Annotated in this window: 7 protein-coding genes; 1 reads left to right on the top strand and 6 read right to left on the bottom strand. The window is 45.7% G+C overall.

The window, feature by feature from the left end; translation table 11 throughout:
- Window positions 1-76: 76 nt before the first annotated feature.
- Window positions 77-2,383, top strand: coding sequence for an FAD-dependent oxidoreductase (locus ACSQ8O_RS12765; protein ID WP_436241857.1), 2,307 nt, complete (start codon window positions 77-79; stop codon window positions 2,381-2,383).
- A gap of 72 nt (window positions 2,384-2,455) precedes the next feature.
- Here the strand turns inward: ACSQ8O_RS12765 and ACSQ8O_RS12760 are convergent, their stop codons facing one another.
- From ACSQ8O_RS12760 to ACSQ8O_RS12735, 6 genes are all read right to left on the bottom strand, one after another.
- Window positions 2,456-4,003 carry a response regulator transcription factor gene (locus ACSQ8O_RS12760; RefSeq protein WP_436241856.1) on the bottom strand — a complete coding sequence of 516 codons (1,548 nt, stop codon included), beginning with the start codon at window positions 4,001-4,003 and terminating at the stop codon, window positions 2,456-2,458.
- Complete coding sequence (locus ACSQ8O_RS12755; protein WP_436241855.1) at window positions 4,000-5,796, bottom strand: sensor histidine kinase; 1,797 nt, start codon at window positions 5,794-5,796, stop codon at window positions 4,000-4,002. Before ACSQ8O_RS12755 ends, ACSQ8O_RS12760 begins: the two co-directional genes overlap by 4 nt.
- Window positions 5,797-5,945: 149 nt before the next feature.
- Window positions 5,946-7,697: a hypothetical protein gene (locus ACSQ8O_RS12750; RefSeq protein WP_436241854.1), complete on the bottom strand. Its 1,752-nt coding sequence runs from the start codon at window positions 7,695-7,697 to the stop codon at window positions 5,946-5,948.
- A gap of 27 nt (window positions 7,698-7,724) precedes the next feature.
- Window positions 7,725-8,978: an efflux RND transporter periplasmic adaptor subunit gene (locus ACSQ8O_RS12745; protein WP_436241853.1), complete on the bottom strand. Its 1,254-nt coding sequence runs from the start codon at window positions 8,976-8,978 to the stop codon at window positions 7,725-7,727.
- A gap of 32 nt (window positions 8,979-9,010) precedes the next feature.
- Entirely contained in the window at window positions 9,011-12,118 is a 3,108-nt protein-coding gene (locus ACSQ8O_RS12740) for an efflux RND transporter permease subunit (RefSeq protein ID WP_436241852.1), read from the bottom strand.
- A 327-nt stretch (window positions 12,119-12,445) separates the two neighbouring features.
- The gene (locus ACSQ8O_RS12735; RefSeq protein ID WP_436241851.1) at window positions 12,446-19,387 is read right to left on the bottom strand and encodes an S-layer homology domain-containing protein; all 6,942 of its coding nucleotides are present in this window, start codon (window positions 19,385-19,387) and stop codon (window positions 12,446-12,448) included.
- Window positions 19,388-19,472 lie beyond the last annotated feature (85 nt).

Here is a 19,472-nt window from a genome sequence, read left to right as displayed (position 1 = left end):
GCAAGCAACGAATCGGATGCTACAATGTGCAAAAGATATGTAATTTACTCGAGTAAATTTATAGGAGGCTATGAAAATGAAATCTCTTCAACAAGCATTTGATGTTGTCGTTTGCGGTGGAGGCCTCGCCGGCTTTTGTGCCGCTGTGGCGTCGGCAAGGCATGGTGCAAAGACTTGCCTGATTCAAGATAGACCTGTTTTTGGAGGCAACAGCTCCTCAGAAATTCGCGTAACACCACATGGTGCGGCTGCCTTTCATGCCTATGGAAGAGAAACAGGTATTATCTCCGAACTGCTAATTGAAGAACGAGCTGTCAATCATGAGAAAATTCGTGAAAACGGTTGGACGAATAGCGTGTGGGATATGGTTATGTACGACATGGCTGTCAAAACGCCGAATCTGAGTTTCCATTTGAATACCTCCGTAAACAGCGCAAAAGTGACGGACGGTAAACTCACTTCGATAAAGGCTGTTATCGCAAATGCTGAGACTGAGCTTGAAATTAAAGGAAATGTCTTCATCGACTGTACAGGCGACGGTGTCATTGCTGACATGGCAGGCTGCGAATGGCGTTGGGGCTCCGAAGGCCGAGAGGAGTTCAACGAACCTCATGCACCACTTGTTGCCAGCTCTGATACCATGGGAAACTCCATCCACTTCCGCGCCAAAGATATAGGACGTCCTGTACCATTCAAAGCACCTGACTGGGCAGTCCATCACGAAGATGCTGACTTTTTTTATAAGCAAGGTCGCACTTTCTATGACACAGTATCCGGATTTTGGTGGATTGAGATCGGTGTCCCATACAACACGGTTTATGATAATGAAAATATCCGTCACGAGCTGACCCGACATACCCTCGGTATTTGGGATTGGATGAAAAATCGCGACCCGCTGCTGAAAGAACAAACGGCGAATCTTGCACTGGATTGGATCGGCCAAGTTCCGGGTAAACGAGAGAGCCGCCGAATTATGGGCCGCTACTTCATGACCGAACACGACATTCAAAAGCGTACCGTATTCGAGGACGAAATCGCTTATGGCGGCTGGTTCGTCGATCTTCACACACCTGGCGGTCTTCTGGCTCCTACTGCAGAACCAGCAAGTGCTGAAGGTTATAACGAAACGAGCGAATATGCCCAAAAAAGCTATTGTGGACCTTACGGTATTCCCTTCCGCATCATGGTTAGCAAAGATATTAGCAACTTAATGATGGCGGGACGTAACGTCAGCGTTACCCATGCAGCTCTTGGAACCGTCCGTGTCATGTCAACGATAGCCCTGATGGGGCAAGCTGCAGGTACGGGTGCTGCTTATGCATTGAGCAACCAATTGAACCTGTCCGACTTGTCAGGCGAACATATCGCACAAGTACAGCAAACGCTGCTCCGCGACGGCTGCTTCCTCCCTAATTATAAGAATGAGGATGCCAAGGATCTGGCTAGACAGGCAACGATTCGTGCAAGCAGTACTGCCTCCATTCATGGCGTCGGCCCTGAGAGCCGCGATTACACATTCGGCTTCCGTTCGAAGGCTGAGCAAGAAGCCAGAAAGCACAAAGCGGAGCCGCTAACCTTCAAACGCGGGCAATGGATTGCCATCGAAAGAGGACGCATTGATACTCTCTCTGTCTGCCTAAGCAATAACTCGGATCTTCCCCAACAGGTGTCAGCCAAAATAATTCCAGTAGATCACATTTGGGATTATCGAACAGACACAGGAGTCGTTTATGCAGAAACGACTTTCACAGTTCCGGTAGGACAGCATATTTGGGTAGAATGGCCGTTAAATTGGCAGGATCCTTCGGTTGGCAGCCGTTACATTCAACTCCAACTAGGTGTTAATCCATCGGTAGAATGGCATTCGGCTAATCATATCCTGCCAGGCCACATTTCCGCTTTCGACATGGGCAACGGCAAAATGCGTCGCTATCTGAATGATGGCGGTACGCTCAGCTACCGGATAACACCAGCTCAGCAAAGCTATGGTGCAGTCAATATAACTAGCGGTGTAACTCGTCCTCATCAATACACGAATATGTGGATGTCCGATCCCGCGCAACCACTGCCGCAATATGTACAGCTGCAATGGGCTAATTCACAAACGATTCGTGAAATTCATGCCACTTTCCCTGGGCATTTGCTTCAAGAATACCACCGCTATGAGCCTTTCTATCGTGATCCTCAATGTCCGAAAGACTATACGATCGAGGCGTATATACAAGGGCAATGGGTTGCCATCTTGCATGTTGAAGGGAACTACCAACGGTTGGTTAAACATACATTGGATCAAGAAGTTCAGACTGATCGCATTCGCTTGACAGTTAAAGCAACGAATGGGGATTCCTCTGCAGCCATTTATGAGATTCGTTGCTATAGCTAATTTCCAACAAAAAAACTTGCTCATATTTTGAGCAAGTTTTTTTGTGTTTATATGTGACCATGCACCTGATAACTACTTACTGCTTCTGTATTCCTTCGGTGACATTTGAAACTGCTGCTTGAATACATTCGTAAAATAATTCGGTTCATCAAACCCAATAGCGCAAGCAATTTCAAATATTTTCATATCCGTATTCCTCAGAAGCAAGGCCGCTTTATCCATACGAACCCGGGTAACGAATCGTGTAAAACTTTCTCCCGTTGTTTTTTTGAAAACAACACTGAAATAGCTTGGATTTAAATGAATATGAGCAGCCACATCCGTCAATCGGCATTCCTCATTGTAGTGTTCCTCAATATATTTAATGGCCCGCTCAACCACATTATCACTTTTGGACGCTTGCCATTGATTGAATTTAAGCAGGAATTGCTTCACTTGCTCAGCTGCCCAATCCAACACCTCTTTCGGAGTCCAGTGGATCTGCGGCATTTCGTTCGGCAGCCTAGCCAGCGCATTCTGATCGTCAGGATCAAACTGCTTCTGGATAGTCCCGTGCATCGCAATAGACAGTGACAACGCGCCAAGTCGCATCTCCTCAGGCGATGTGAGGCTTAGCTCTTGTATCACGCGATTCAACAGCACGTGCAGGCTGTCCTCTTGTCCCACTAGAATGGATGACATGAGCTGAACTTCCATCTCTCTGACCCTTGCCTGATTAAGGGATAGCATGATCCCCGATCCCGCTTCACTTCCGCTTAAAGAAGGAAGTTTAATGGGATCTGAGACAGCCTCTTTTGTTAACAGATACAATTGTGCCAAGTCAATTGCGGGAGGCGCTAGCCCCATGGAAACTATGCTTGTGCGAATTTTCAAATATTCAAAGGAGGCCGTTGGAATACTGCTTTGCAAAGTTTCCTCTACCTGATGTAGTCCAGCCACTAAGAGGAATGTGTCATGTTCCACTAATAAGAGGCGGGCTTCCAGACCCGCTCCTTTCACAAGCTCTTCCACAATGTTGGAGAAAGCAAATTGCAGCAAGCTCATGTCCCTTTTACCATTCGATCTATTCGCCATATCCTCATTATTCATATGCAATAACCACAATTCTTTACCAGACAACGCTTGGTTCAAGCCAGGCAATGTACTCATTTCATAGGGAAGGTCCAGTACTACCGCTCGAAGCTCTTGATCTTGTTGCAGCTGTCTTTGCAAGAGTTGTTTTTGCTGATGCGCATACTTCTCATAGAACCGTTCTGATGCTTTGTTCATGATCTGACGAACGTCGTCTTCCGTGCACGGCTTGATCAGAATATCTAACGCTCCCAGCCTAACAGCGGCTTGTGCGTATTCGAAATTTTTGTATCCTGTCAAAATAATCACAATCATCTCCGGATAATTCTTCCGCAGATGCCCTACGAATTCGATACCATCCATGATGGGCATCCGAATATCCGTTAAGACCAAATCAGGTTGAAGCTCATCAAGCAGCACCAAGGCGTCCTGCCCATTCCCTGCCTCACCGACCACTTGCCAGCCCAGCTCTCCACCTTGCAGCATCTTGACTAGCCCTTTTCTAAAATTCAACTGATCTTCGACAATCAATACTCTTCCACTTCTCATTCCAGTGATCTCCTTTCATCATTCGTTAGAAGAGGCAGAATAAGACGCATGTTGGTTCCACTCCCCACGTGGCTTGAGATTTCCATGCGGAACGGAGGGCCATACACCAACTCAATCCTTCTCACAACACTCCGTACACCTAGACTTTCTCGTCCATCCGTACGATGAGGCAAGGAAGAGCCCTGTACTCCCAATATTTGTGAAATAGCCTTCTCATCCATGCCACACCCATTATCGGTAACATCAATCTCAAGGAAGTCGTCGCGGCTGCTTGCCTTAATGATCAATACTTTATGTGAAACCATATTGCGAAAAGCATGCATAAATACATTTTCAACTAACGGCTGAAGCAGCGAACGCATTACCTGAACGTCCATGACATCCTCATCTACTTGAATGATGGTTTCCAAATCAGTTTCAAACAGTTCCTTCTGTATCTTCAAATAGTTACGGATCTGCTGGAATTCTTCTTTTACCGTCGTCAGCGTTCGAACAGGCATCAAGGAATATTTGAGCATTTCCGAAATGGCAGCGATCAAAGCCGCAGTCTCCGTTTCATCTTGCAGATATAGCTTCCAATAAATTTCATTAAACATGTTGTGTAGAAAATGAGGATTTAATTGCGCTTGTAAAGCTTTAAGCTCCGCTTCTTTCTCACTTAATTGCGTGAGATATACTTCCTTAATTAACCGTCCAACCTGTTCGGCCATGGCATTAAAGCTTTCGCCCATATAAGCTAACTCGTCATGGGTCCTTATTTCGATACGTGCATCGAAATCACCCGAGCGAACCTTACGAAGTCCTAGCATTAAATCCTTAAGTGGACGGAGTAGATTCCCCGTGGAAAGTACGATTAAGACACTGGCAAGTAGAATACTAACCAAACCAGAGTAAACAATCATTCTGAACAAATCGCGACTTCTAGATTGAATCTCTGTTAACGAAGTTCCACTAACGAGCTTGAAATTGGTTACTTCGGATTCTCCTTGTACATACAAATGATGCTCCATTAATTGCGTTTGGTTCATATTTTGAAGCACTGATAATTGATCTAAATGAACAGGTGAATTCGTAAATAACAGTTCTCTATTCTTATTAAACAAATACACTTGCCCCTGGCCTGCCTTCGTCAACTCCTTGAGAGAGCCTGAGAAGAAGGATTCGTCGAAAGCCATAACGAGTACACCGTACGTCGTCAAACTACTATTTTTCATAAACCTTGCCACAATGATTGTGTTTCTATAACCGCTTGGCTCAATAGACGATGCTAATGGCACGCTAATCCACACGAGATCGCCAGAGGTGTCGCTAATTTTGGAACGAATCACTTTAAATACATTCTCATCAGGGGCATTAATGGCAGAAGTCGTATAGCTGAAATACGATGGATTCCCATTTAAGTCATATAGGTACATCCCTGTAATATAGGGCGCATCTGATTTGAGTTGGTAGATCTGATCTTCGATTTGCTTCTTATCATAATAACGTTCAAAGGCATCGGAGCTTTCATTTAAGTTAATGCGTGAAATCAACTTTTCAATTGATGGATTAAATACAACAGTTTGCGAAATACGAACAACTTCTTGCACCTTAAGGTCCAGTTTCGCTAACGCTTCTTCGTTCGTACTGGTAAATTGCTTACTGATCTCTTCCTCGAACAACGTTAAGTTATAGCGATACGTTAAATACCCGGTCAAACAGAATGCCAATAAAATAATAATGGATAAACTAAGAATAAGTTTCACCCTGAAGCTGCGATTAATCATAATAACATTTCGAATCCAGGATAGCATCTTATTTACCCCTTTGCTTATAAGTGACCGAGCCTTAAACGATATTATAACAACATTAATCGCTTTCCCGCTAATTTTTTAGTTTCAGAACCAAAACAAAGCAAAAACCGATGTTCCCAAGTTAAGGTTCATCGGTCTTTTACATTTAACTATTGTTTGAAAGTGGTCAACAACCGCTTAACGGACTCACCATATTCGTTCGTGAACGTCTCAAATACTTTGACCTGAATCGGGAAATCAAGTTGGTTGGATCTTGCGTTTAAATCTATTGTGTTAGTCCCATTGTACAAACGGCCTTCGCCTGACAAGGCTTGAACTGATTTTCCAACAGGATTTCCAACATTATCGAATAATTCGAATGAGAGCTTACTATTAAACTTATCCACCGTAACTTGCTTATCTGGCTTCATACTTAGATCTAGCTTCAGCTTATAATCATAACTCATATTTGCTTGGAAAATAGCTGAAATAGTCCAATCTTTGATGGTAATTTCATAGGGATACACGTTAAGTACTTTACTCGTCAGGTCATTTTTCTGAACAGGTACCTTGGCCGATGCAAGAAGTGATTTATACGATAGGTCTCCATTCGATTGTTGACTGTAGAGGTTCATTTTAAGACCTTCACCCGTCTCCGAAGCTGGAAGTGCATACGAATAACTAACCACATAGGAAGCATTAGGAACAACACTTAGTGCTGTAGCTTCCTGTCTTCTTCCTCCATAAGCATAACCATCTAAACTAACAAGCTCCGTTTGTATCGCCGGAATTGGGATCGGACGATCACTATTGTTCGTCAATTTAAACTTTGCCACGGCCGTATTAAAACCATCGTCTTCATTACTTGTTACGTGTAATTCAACCAAAGAAACATCGACATTAGACGGAACGAATTTATTCGTAGAATCCAGTTTAACTGGTGTACCTAAGATATATTCTGGGGCAGGGATAACTCCCTGCGTCGCAGCTCCTGCAGGGAGGAGAATATTGACACGTCCAACCCGGTAGGTGTCTTCAAGGAACTTACCTTCACCCAATGAAACAGCAAAACTCTCTGGTGTGACTACATTCAGGCTGGTGAATTCCGTATCCAGATCTGTTGGAATGACGATATGGATATATCTCTTCTCACCTGGATCTAGCGTAACTGCAGTTTCGGCACGACTACCGGAATAAACCTTACTTTCTGACTTTCCATCAATCCCAAAATTAGGTACAGTCTGACGTTCTTTGGTTGTATTTACGACTTGAATTTGAACTACCGTGGAAACGCCTTTCGCTGTAATTTCCTTATGAATGTCTACAGGAATGAAGCCAAGGGGCGAGCGCGATGATGGTAAGGTAAAGGCTTCTCCCCATTTAAGAATAGCAGATGATTTCGTTATGGTACTGTCACTGCCGTTCCATACGATACCAGCATCAACAGGGATAGTAAGCAGTGTTGTTTCTTTTTTCGGATACACGTCCATATCCACATCAATAAAGTTGAGGCTTGTTAGATCAACATCGTCACTCCGTTCAACTATCGACAGGTAGCTAAGCTCCAGCTGACTCTTGGGTTGAATGGACTTCGGATTTTTGGCACTAGGCTGCAGTATATATTCAATACCGTCTGCCATCAGAACCCGTAGTTCAAAGTCAGGTACACGCGTGATTTTATCACTCGTATTTCTAATACGAAGAACTGTACCTAACTTAGTGGAATCCGATTCGTGCTCATTGAGCATGCTTTTGATTTCAACCTCTACTTTATTGGAAAGCGCGTAGCTAACATTTGTGCTTGCTTCAGCTAGTGCTGACAAATTCTGACCATCCGCAGCCGATGCAGGTAAAGATGCTGTAGATAAAAGGACAGCTGATAGAACAAGAGTAGCTAGAGATCTCTTCATCTTGATATTCACTTACTTCTCCTCCTTCAAAATATTAGGTTAGTTACTCACTTTGACCGTGTCTTGATCTTTCAGTTGATGTTGTCCGGAAATAACCAGAATCTCTCCTTCTTTAACCCCAGAAATAACTTCCTGATTCGTCTCATTCAAACGACCAAGTTCAAGTTTACGCTTTTGTACCTTATCGCCATCTACAACATAAACAAAGTTATTTCCGCCTTCACGAACAATACTAAGGCTTGGAATGACAGGCACGTTTTGTTCATCATCTTTGGTTAGTTCGACTTGTGCCTTAGATCCTGGTTTCAGCTTCCCCTCCGGATTCGGGACTTCCAATTCCAGATCATAAGCTTTGGATTGTCCATTAATAACATCCGATAAGTAAGTTACTTTGGCTCCGGCTTTCGTCGTTACGCCAGGAATGTAGAATGTCAATTCACTCTTACCTCTGACAAGGTTGGCTGACTCTTCACTTAATTGGGATTTGATTTTAACGGGATTTGTTTGTTGCACTTCCCCTACACGGCCACCTGGCGCTAAGGTCTGACCGACCGTAACATTCAGATCCGTCAGCTTACCGGAAGCTGGTGCTTTTACCTCCAGATTGCTAAGGGCTCTATCGATATTCTTGGCATTGACTTGCGCCGTTTCCAAACTGGACTCAGCTTGTGCCAATGAATTCGTCTCTTGCATCGTTTTCAGCGACCTACGTTCGCTGGCTAGATCTTTTTTGGAATTGTTTAGCTTCGTTTCCATCTGTTCTAAATCGGATTTCGTTGCTGTTCCTAGATCGTATTCATTGTGAACCCTGCTGTAAGCCTTCTCTAGGTCACTAACCGCGCTCTCCATCTTAGCAACACGGTCTTTGGCATCTTCGATACCATTCGATGTATTTTGCTTAGCCGCTGTAAGTCCAGCCTGTGCTCCTTTGATACTTACTGCATTCAGATCTTTTTGTATCAGCACATCCGTTGGATCCAATCGGAAAAGCACTTCGCCTTTCTCTACGATATCTCCACGTTTTTTCAGGATTTCAACAACTTCGCCACCGGACTTGGCAATAATATCTAATTGAACGGATGATACGACATCACCCACTTGTTCTAGAGGTTCACCAATCTTTTGCTTTGTGACTTTTGCCGTTTTCACTACCTTATCCCCTTGCTGGGCAGCTGTTGTTGCTGCAGGGCTTACTGCTGGTGTTGAGGAACATCCTACGGCTATCGCCGCGCTAAGCGCGAGGACACCGAATATCTTGGTGCTCTGTTTGATCATAAACAACTGACGTTTCATATTCATTTTCCCCTTTTCCCCGATATAGATGATTAACGTGCAGATGCTACTTGCTCTGATTGAATGGCATTCGGCTTTCCTTTTCTCTTGAAGAAGCCGCCTTCTCTTTTCTTAAATAGGATCTCATAAATAATTGGCACGATTACGAGCGTTAGTAGAGTCGAAGTCGTAAGACCGCCAATAACGACAACGGCCAAACCTTTGGAAATGATCGTTCCTTTGGATAATCCAAGTCCTAAAGGCATCAGTGCAAGTATCGTTGCACCTGCCGTCATAATAATAGGTCTTAATCTCGTAATTCCGGCTTCTATGAGCGCGTCACGAATCGAATAATCTTGCTCTCTCAGCTGCTGTACGCGGTCTACGAGTACAATCGCATTGGTTACAACGATACCAATTAGCATGAGGAAGCCGATGAGTGACGTTACGTTGATCGATTCGCCGGTTATTAGTAGCCCTAAGAGTCCCCCAATAGCTGCTAGCGGCAGTGAAAACAGAATGGCAAGCGGCGCTCTAGCGTTACCAAAGGCAATAACCATAACCATGTACACAATGAAGATGGAAGCTATAATAGCCATAAACATTTGCATGAAACTTTTTTGAATATCGTCTGATACACCTTTCACTTCACGAGTGACGCCAGAAGGTAGTTCTAACTTGGCCAGTTCTTCCGTAATTTTCTTGCTGACGCCACCTTTATCCGTGGCATCAATTTTGGCTCTTACACTCACGATTTGTTCTTGATCTTCACGACTAATGCTGTTTGGTGCCTCAATCTGTTCAACACGAGCTACTTCATTTAACTGTATGGTTTGGCCAGTAGGCGTCTTGATTAAGAAAGTACCCAATTTATCCACGGAGTTTTTGTACATAGGATTCAACATAACCTTCGTGGCGTAAGTGATGTTATTAAATTTCAAATCACCTAACTTCTCTTCTGCTATCCAGGCGTTGACTGCTTGCAAAATTTGAGCACTTGAGAGACCATACAATCGTGCTTTGTTTTGATTTACGACAATCTCGACTTCCGTTTTGGAATCACTCAAGCTGTCTTTAATGTCATTCAGCTCAGGGAATTCCTTCATTTTATCTTTGACCAACTGGGAAGCTTGCTTCAGGTAAAGCTGGTCATCCCCTTTAAGGGAATATGAGAAGTCAGCTCCTGTTGCGGTAGGAGGTCCTCCTGTAAACAGTGTAATATTCACATCTGATCCATCTGGCATCAGTTTCAACATGTCTTCCTTATACGTTTTGACACCCTCAGTCGCATTGGTTTCAGCTGTTAGCTCGAAGAACATCATTGCTCGATAAGCAAATCGATCACTGCTTTGGTTATATCCAACAAGAGATTCAATGTACTTGAATGCAGGTTTGCCAGCTTCATCTGTGTGTAATTTTAGTTCTTTTTCAAGTTCTTTGGACTTCTCATTCATCATTTCAATGGATGTTTCTCGCGGCATTTTAATCTCAATTACACCTTGTTTGACTGCTTCACTATCCGGCATAAAAGCTACTGCTAAATTAGGTACTGTAATGAAAATCGAGATTATAAGGGCAACCCCAGCCATAAATAACGTTTTGATTCGGTTATTCAAGGACCATATGAGTGCTTTCCTATATTTCACACCCATTGGGCCGACGTGATTGTCATCATGACTTGCAAGCTTCTTGCTTTTAAGCACCATAATCTTCGCTAACATTGGAATTACCGTTAGTGCAACAATTAATGATGACATTAGGGCTACGACAAGTGTTATAGCAAAAGGACGGAATACTTCACCAACGACCCCACTTACGAATCCAATGGGACCAAATACACCAACTGTTGTAATGGTAGAGGAGGTAATTGCGCTGGAAACTTGTTTCGTTGCTAATTTAATAACAGATTCATTACGATCTTGCGCTTTTTGCAGCTGACTATAGATATTCTCAATAACGACTATACTGTCATCCACGACTCGCCCGACTGCAATGGCCATCCCACCTAATGTCATGATGTTAAGGGAAATGCCTAGAGGACCCATAAATAGTAACGTAACAAGGATGGAGAGAGGAATCGAAACGAGTACGATGATTGTCATACGTGCATTGCGTAGGAAAAGCAAGATCATTAATGAAGCAAGTATGGCACCTAATCCACCTTCTTGGACCATCCCGTGGATAGAATCTTTAATGTCATTGGCAGAATTATAAATTTTATGGAACTTTACGCCAGGCAGCGTTTGGCTCCAGTCAGTCATTAGTTTGTCAGCACTATCTGCAAATTCTACCGCATTCGCAGCTTTCGTTTTGTAAAGCAGCACGCCAATGGCTGGAAGTTCATCTAGTCTTGCAATGAACTTGGACTCGCTGATCGCTTCAACTTTGGCAATTTGTTTGAGAAGCAATGTATCGCCTGTTTTCGTGGTGATTTTCAAGTTATCTAAGTTATAAATTGTATCTAGTTCACCTTTGACTCGAACCATCTGTGTGTTTCCATTGAAATCTACCGTACCTGCTGGGCTAGATACCAATGAAGCTTTGATTAAACTAGAAACTTCGGATGGTGTTAGACCATAATTATTTATCGCAGGCGCATCAAGCTTAATAGTAAGAACAGCATCCTGATTGCCTACAGAGTCGACATGGTCAATTCCCTTGAGCCCATTAAAACCGGGAAGAATTGTATCTTTGTAGGCTTTATCCAGCTCGGTTTGGTTCATTCCTGCCTCACCGTAAACCGCCAAATAATAGACAGGGTCAGAAGCAAAACCTGCTGTTAACACTTTGGGTTTCTCAGAGCCTTGAGGCAGCTTCACGTTAGATATCAAGCTCTCTACATCTTTCTTAACATCTTCCGGCTTCTTATCTTGGTCCAACTCCAGGATAATCTGTGAGTAATTGTCCTGTGATCCGGAGCTTAGGGTTTTGAGTCCATCCAACCCCGCAACAGCCTTCTCTAATGGCTTCGTAATTTCATCAAGGACGTCCTTCGGGGGTGCTACATAAGTCGTGCTAATAATGACAACCGGAAATGTAATATCAGGCATACTTTCTACCTTTAGTGTGGTAGTAGAATAAGTTCCTCCTACGACCAACAGCAGCATGACGATGAAAATCGCTGCCACATTTTTCATTGAAAACTCAGTTAACTTGGACATTCTCACTTCTCCCCTATCACCAGCTTTAATGCTTACATGCTTATTACTCACTCTTACATTTTACTTGGAATTTTTTAACAGTAAATATCCTAAAGTTGACAATTCCATGTATGCTCGATCGGATTTATTATAGCTTTTCATTGTGATTAAAACAGGTGAGTAAAGTCATATTTAAGTCATATTTTGGTAATACGAACAGTTAAAATGATTGTGACCTCGTGTGAGAAAATCTAAAAACAAAATAAAACGAAACGAAAGAAAACCGATGCTCTCCAAAATACGAGGGCATCGGTTCTCTTATTTTCAAACTATGTCAAATTCGGCATTTCACTTACTCTTTTGCGCTAGCATATTCAACAGTACCGTTACGGCCTCTGCTCTTGTTGCGTGGTCTCGAGGGGCGAATTGGAGGTTAGCTTTCCCTTGCATAACGTCTGTTTGTTTCATGTAAGCAACACTTGATTTCGCCCATGCCGGAATATTCTTGTCATCGGCGAAGCCGGTTGTGCTGTTGGCCGGTATAGACTGACCCATCGCTATCGCAGTCATCACTGCCATTTCAGTTCGCATAATTTCTACGTCCGGACGGAAATTACCATCCTCATAGCCTTGAATAATTCCTGATTGTACGGCTTGCGCAACTGCTTTCTTCGCCCAAGCTCCAATCTTCGCTGTATCTGTGAAAGTAAGTGCTGCTCCTTCACCTTGCATTTTCAACGTATTCATCAGCATCACGGCAAATTCTGCACGCGTTACAGACTGATCCGGCGCAAACGTTCCTCCCGGATAACCGTCGACGATTCCACTGCTTAGCGCTTGTTTGATGTTTGCTTCTGCCCAATGTCCAGTAATATCGCTTAAGTTCATGGTTGGAGTTGGCACTGTTGTCGATTGGCCGACAACGAATACACCGTATTTCGTGAAGTGATTAACTTCTACGGAAATGTTATTTCCGTTGATCTTACCGCCAGGAACTTCCACCCATTCCTTCTTCGCTTCGTCAAAATAGTTTACAGTTACAATTTGTTCGTTACTCAATTTTGCCTTATCGAAAACAAAAGTTAGTGTGACAGGTTTATTAAAGTTCTCCGAGAAGTTTTTCAAAATCTCAAAAATTGGGCTGACTAAACCATTTTTATTCGTTAGAAAAGGCTTCGTATCTAACACTTTGGCTATTGTTAGTTTCAGCTCTCTGTCTGTGGCATCTGCCGGAATCGAGACAATTGCCTCATCTTCCAAGCTAACAATACCTCTTTTACCAACAGGAAGAGTTAATGTACCATCTGTTGAGGTTACTGGGTTGTCAATTATTGGTGTTGTTGAACTTTCGCTTCCTCCTCCTCCCGTTGGAGGAAGCGGTGGATCTACTACGACAACTTCTACGGTTGCTGTTAGGTTGTCCGTATTGGTTGTGTTGGCCGGCAAACTTCCCAGTGTTGCCGTGAATGTATAGCTACCCGCAACGGATGCGTTGTAGCTGTCCGTATCTACCCATGTTGTTACCGGCACCGTGATCGTGCCGCCGTTTGCCGTTACTGTTGCATGACTTGCTAATAACGCGGCTGATACTTCAACTGCGTTGGCATAAGCGGCTGCGCCTGCCGTACCTGCTGCTACATCTCCAATGGCATCGAATGCTGTGATGTTGGTAATCACTGGCGACACAACAACTTCGACTGTCGCTGTTAAGTTGCCTGTATTGGTTGTGTTGGCTGGCAAGCTTCCTAGCGTTGCCGTAAATGTATAACTGCCTGCAACTGCCGGGTTATAGCTGTCCGTATCTATCCATGCCGCTACCGGCACCGTGATCGTACCGCCGTTTGCGGTTACAGTCGCTTGGGTTGCTAACAACGCTGCTGATACCGCCCCTGCATTTGCATAGGTTGCTGAGCCTGCCGTCCCCGCAGAAACATCCCCGATAGCATCGAATGCCGTGATGTTAGTAATCACTGGCGATACGACAACTTCAACAGTCGCTGTTAAATTATCTGTATTGGTTGTGTTGGCCGGAAAACTTCCTAACGTTGCCGTGAATGTATAGCTGCCCGCTACATATGCGTTGTAGCTGTCTGTATCTTCCCACGCCGTCACTGGCACCGTGATCGTACCGCCGTTTGCCGTTACAGTCGCATGGGTTGCTAATAACGCTGCCATTACTTCACCAGCATTTGCATAACTTGCTGCACCCGCCGTCCCTGCAGCTACATCTCCAATGGCATCGAATGCTGTGATGTTTGTAATCACTGGCTCTACGACAACTTCTACTGTCGCTGTTAAGTTGCCTGTATTAGTTGTATTAGCCGGCAAACTTCCTAACGTTGCTGTGAATGTATAGCTACCGGCTACGGATGCGTTGTAGCTGTCTGAATCTACCCATGCCGTTACTGGCACCGTGATCGTGCCGCCATTTGCCGTTACAATCGCATGGTTTGCTAATAACGCAGCCGTTGCTTCACCTGCGTTTGCGTAGGTTGCTGCGCCTGCCGTCCCAGCTGCTACATCTCCAATGGCATCGAATGCTGTGATGTTGGTAATCACTGGCGATACAACAATTTCGACTGTCGCTGTTACGCTGTCGGTATTGGTTGTGTTGGCAGGCAAACTTCCTAACGTTGCCGTAAATGTATAGCTGCCTGCTACGGAAGCGTTGTAGCTGTCTGTATCTACCCATGCGGTTACCGGCACCGTGATCGTGCCGCCGTTTGCCGTTACTGTTGCATGAGTTGCTAACAACTCAGCTCTTACTTCACCTGCGTTGGCATAAGCAACTGAGCCCGCCGTCCCTGCTGCTACGTCTCCAATGGCATCAAATGCTGTGATGTTGGTAATGAGTGGCGATACAACAACTTCTACTGTCGCTGCTACGCTATCGGTATTGGTTGTGTTTGCTGGTAAGCTTCCTATCGTTGCCGTGAATGTATAGCTACCCGCTACGGATGCGTTGTAGTTGTCCGTATCTAACCATGCCGTTACCGGTACCGAGATGGTACCGCTGTTTGCCGTTAAAATCGTATGGCTGGTTAACAACGCAGCAGTTACTTCTCCTGCGTTTGCATAGGAGGCTGAGCCTGCCGTACCTGCTGCTACATCTCCAATAGCATCAAATGCTGTGATATTTGTAATCACTGGCACTACTACTACTTCTACGGTCGCTGTTAAGTTGTCCGTATTGGTTGTGTTAACCGGCAAACTTCCCAATGTTGCCGTAAATGTATAGCTACCCGCTACGGATGCGTTGTAGCTATCCGTATCTACCCATGCCGTTACCGGCACCGTAATCGTGCCGCCGTTTGCCGTAACCGTCGCATGACTTGCTAACAACGCGGTTGTCACTTCACCTGCGTTCGCATAGATTGCTGCTCCCGCCGTCCCTGCTGCTACATCCCCAATAGCATCGAATGCCGTGATGTTCGTAATCACTGGCGAGACGACAACTTCTACTGTCGCTGTTATGTTGTCCGTATTGGTTGTGTTAACCGGCAAGCTTCCTAACGTTGCTGTGAATGTATAGCTGCCTGCTACGGATGCGTTGTAACCATCTGTATCTACCCACGCTGTTACCGGCACCGTGATCGTGCCACCATCTGCCATGACAGTCGTATGGCTTGCTAACAACGCTGCCGATACTTCTCCTGCGTTTGCATAGCTTGTTGCGCCTGCTGTCCCAGATGCTACATCTACTATGGCATCGAATGCTGTGATGTTAGTAATCACTGGCGCTACAACAACTTCTACTGTCGCTGTTAAGTTGCCTGAATTTGTTGTGTTAACCGGCAAACTTCCTATCGTTACCGTGAATGTATAACTACCCGCTACTGCCGGATTATAGCTATCCGTATCTACCCACGCGGTTACCGGCACCGTAATCGTGCCGCCGTTTGCCGTAACCGTCGCATGGGTTGCTAATAACGCTGCCATTACTTCACCAGTATTTGCATAACTTGCTGCACCCGCCGTCCCTGCAGCTACATCTCCAATGGCATCGAATGCTGTGATGTTTGTAATCACTGGCTCTACGACAACTTCTACTGTCGCTGTTAAGTTGCCTGTATTAGTTGTATTAACCGGCAAACTTCCTAACGTTGCTGTGAATGTATAGCTACCGGCTACGGATGCGTTGTAGCTGTCTGAATCTACCCATGCCGCTACCGGCACCGTGATCGTACCGCCGTTTGCGGTTACCGTCGCATGGCTTGCTAACAACGCGGTTGTCACTTCACCTGCGTTCGCATAGATTGCTGCTCCCGTCGTCCCTGCTGCTACATCCCCAATAGCATCGAATGCCGTGATGTTCGTAATCACTGGCGAGACGACAACTTCTACTGTCGCTGTTAAATTATCTGTATTGGTTGTGTTGGCCGGCAAACTTCCTAACGTTGCCGTAAATGTATAGCTGCCTGCTACGGAAGCGTTGTAGCTGTCTGTATCTACCCATGCGGTTACCGGCACCGTGATCGTGCCGCCGTTTGCCGTTACTGTTGCATGAGTTGCTAACAACTCAGCTCTTACTTCACCTGCGTTGGCATAAGCAGCTGAGCCCTCCGTCCCTGCTGCTACGTCTCCAATGGCATCAAATGCTGTGATGTTGGTAATGAGTGGCGATACAACAACTTCTACTGTCGCTGCTACGCTATCGGTATTGGTTGTGTTTGCTGGTAAGCTTCCTATCGTTGCCGTGAATGTATAGCTACCCGCTACGGATGCGTTGTAGTTGTCCGTATCTTCCCATGCGGTTACCGTCACCGTGATGATGCCGCCGTTTGCCGTTACTGTTGCATGACTTGCTAACAACGCTGCCGATACTTCAACTGCGTTTGCATAATCCGCTGAGCCTGCCGTCCCCGCAGAAACATCCCCAATTGCATCGAATACTGTGATGTTGGTAATCACTGGCGCTACAACAACTTCTACTGTCGCTGTTAAATTATCCGTATTTGTTGTATTAGCCGGCAAACTTCCCAATGTTGCCGTAAATGTATAGCTACCCGCTACGGATGCGTTGTAGCTGTCCGTATCTACCCACGCTGTTACCGGTACCGTGATCGTACCGCCATCTGCCGTTACTGTTGTATGGCTTGCTAACAACGCTGCCGATACTTCAACTGCGTTTGTGTAGGTTGCTCCACCTGCCGTCCCTACTGATACATCTCCAATCGCATCGAATGCTGACATGTTGGTAATCACAGGTGCTACAACTACTTCTACTGTCGCCGTTAAGTTGCCTGTATTTGTTATGTTGGCCGGCAAACTTCCCAACGTTGCCGTAAATGTATAGCTACCTGCTACGGATGCGTTGTAGCTGTCTGTATCTTCCCACGCTGTGATCGGCACCGTGATCGTGCCACCGTTTGCCGTTACAGTCGCATGGCTGGCTACTAACGCGGCCGAAACTTCACCTGCGTTGGCATAAGCCGCAGAGCCTGCCGTCCCTGCCGAAATATCTCCAATAGCATCAAATGCTGTGATGTTTGTAATCACAGGCGCTACGACAACTTCCGCAGTCGCTGTTAAATTATCCGTATTTGTTGTATTAGCCGGCAAACTTCCCAATGTTGCCGTAAATGTATAGCTACCCGCTACGGATGCGTTGTAGCTGTCTGTATCTACCCATCCCGTTACTGGCACCGTGATCGTCCCGCCATCTGCAGTTACAGTCGCATGACTTGCTAATAATGCGGCTGTTACTTCACCTGCATTTCCATAGCTTGCTGCTCCCGCCGTCCCTGCTGCAACATCCCCAATCGCATCAAAGGCTGTGATATTTGTAGCCACAGGCGCTACGGTTATTGTTGCTGCTGCACTTACGCTCTCTCCTGCCGACTGTGCGGTTACGCTAATCGTATCGCCCGAGGCAAGCGTCAGCCCGGGTACTATCCAGTTACCGCCGGTTGCGGTTGTAGGCGTCGCCGGCGTTCCGTTCACGCTAAGAATAATACTCGCTTCTGCTGCCGCCGTACCCGTTACGCTTGTATCTCCTGCACGTACCGTACCGGTTATCACGGGTGTTGCTGTTATGACCTTCCACTTCGCATGAAGCGTCAAATCCACTGTGATGGGTGTTGCGAAGTCGTATGCCGTGTTCAATCCGCTGTCGGTATACCAGCCCGCAAACGTGTGTCCTACCTTCGTTGGCGGAAGATTCGGCTCAGTTGCTATATCCCCGTAAGCCACACTCTGGCTGCTCACGGACGAACCTCCATTGCTGTTAAAAGTGATCGTAGCAGCATCACCCCATTTTGCTATAAGGTTAGCCGAGTTGCCGCCTGCTGTAGTGAAAGCTCCGCCTACATATAAGGAGCTGCCCGATACGGTTATTGCATTAACAGAGTTGTTAACACCCGCACCCAAGCTCGACCAGCTGCTGCCATCCCATTTCGCGATGCGATTTGCCGAACCACCTCCTGCTGTTACGAATCCTCCACCTGCATATACGGTGCTTCCCGATACGGTTATTGCACTAACTGTGTTATCAAAACCCGCTCCAAGGCTAGACCAACTGCTCCCGTTCCATTTCGCAATACGATTAGCAGAACTGCTGCCCGCTGTGGTGAAATTGCCACCCACATATACATTGGTGCCCGATACAGCTAACGCGTACGCATCACCGTTCAGGCCAGTTCCAAGATTAGACCAACTGTTCCCGTCCCATTTCGAGATGCGAACTGCCGACGTGCCACCCGCTGTGATGAAACTTCCAGCTGCGTATACATCCGTGCCAGACACGACTAGCGCGTACACTGTATTGTTAAAGCCCGTGCCCATGCTGGACCAGCTAGTCCCATCCCATTTCGCTATATTATTTGCAACAATACCGCCTGCTGTACTGAAATTTCCGGCTACATATACATCCGAACCCGACACAGCTATCGCATATACACTACCGTTAGTACCCGTGCCCAGGCTGGACCAATTGCTCCCGTTCCATTTCGCTATAGTATTTGCCGAGTTGCCACCCGCTGTGCTAAAAATTCCACCTGCATATACATCAGATCCCGATGCGGCTACCGCAAAGACATAGCTATTAAGGCCGGTACCAAGGTTGGACCACTGACTTCCGTTCCATTTCGCTATATTAGTTGCCGGATTACCGCCCGCTGTGCTGAAATTTCCACTTGCATATACGTCTGTACCTGATACTGCAATCGAGCGTACATATGAGCTGCTAAGTCCCGTACCCAGGCTCGACCACATACTCCCCGCTTGCACCGATTGATTGCCCGTAAAGCCAAACAACTGTACGACTATCGCAATCACCAGAATGCTTTTCAAAAATATACCATATGCAACTTTGTTCCGATTTCGCCTTGCTCTCTGCATGCTCAAACCCATCTCCCTCATACCGTAACAATCTTCT

Source organism: Paenibacillus sp. LjRoot56, from assembly GCF_964253335.1.
GTDB classification, from domain to species: domain Bacteria; phylum Bacillota; class Bacilli; order Paenibacillales; family NBRC-103111; genus Paenibacillus_E; species Paenibacillus_E allorhizoplanae.
Note: the sequence above shows the minus strand (reverse complement) of the source record. Positions and strands in the feature narration are given on the sequence as shown.

Excerpts from the sequence above, each read along its gene's own strand:
- ACSQ8O_RS12755 (WP_436241855.1), bottom strand. The coding sequence starts at position 5,796 with ATGCTATCCTGGATTCGAAATGTTATTATGATTAATCGCAGCTTCAGG.
- ACSQ8O_RS12745 (WP_436241853.1), bottom strand. The coding sequence starts at position 8,978 with ATGAAACGTCAGTTGTTTATGATCAAACAGAGCACCAAGATATTCGGT.
- ACSQ8O_RS12760 (WP_436241856.1), bottom strand. The coding sequence starts at position 4,003 with ATGAGAAGTGGAAGAGTATTGATTGTCGAAGATCAGTTGAATTTTAGA.
- ACSQ8O_RS12765 (WP_436241857.1), top strand. The coding sequence starts at position 77 with ATGAAATCTCTTCAACAAGCATTTGATGTTGTCGTTTGCGGTGGAGGC.
- ACSQ8O_RS12740 (WP_436241852.1), bottom strand. The coding sequence starts at position 12,118 with ATGTCCAAGTTAACTGAGTTTTCAATGAAAAATGTGGCAGCGATTTTC.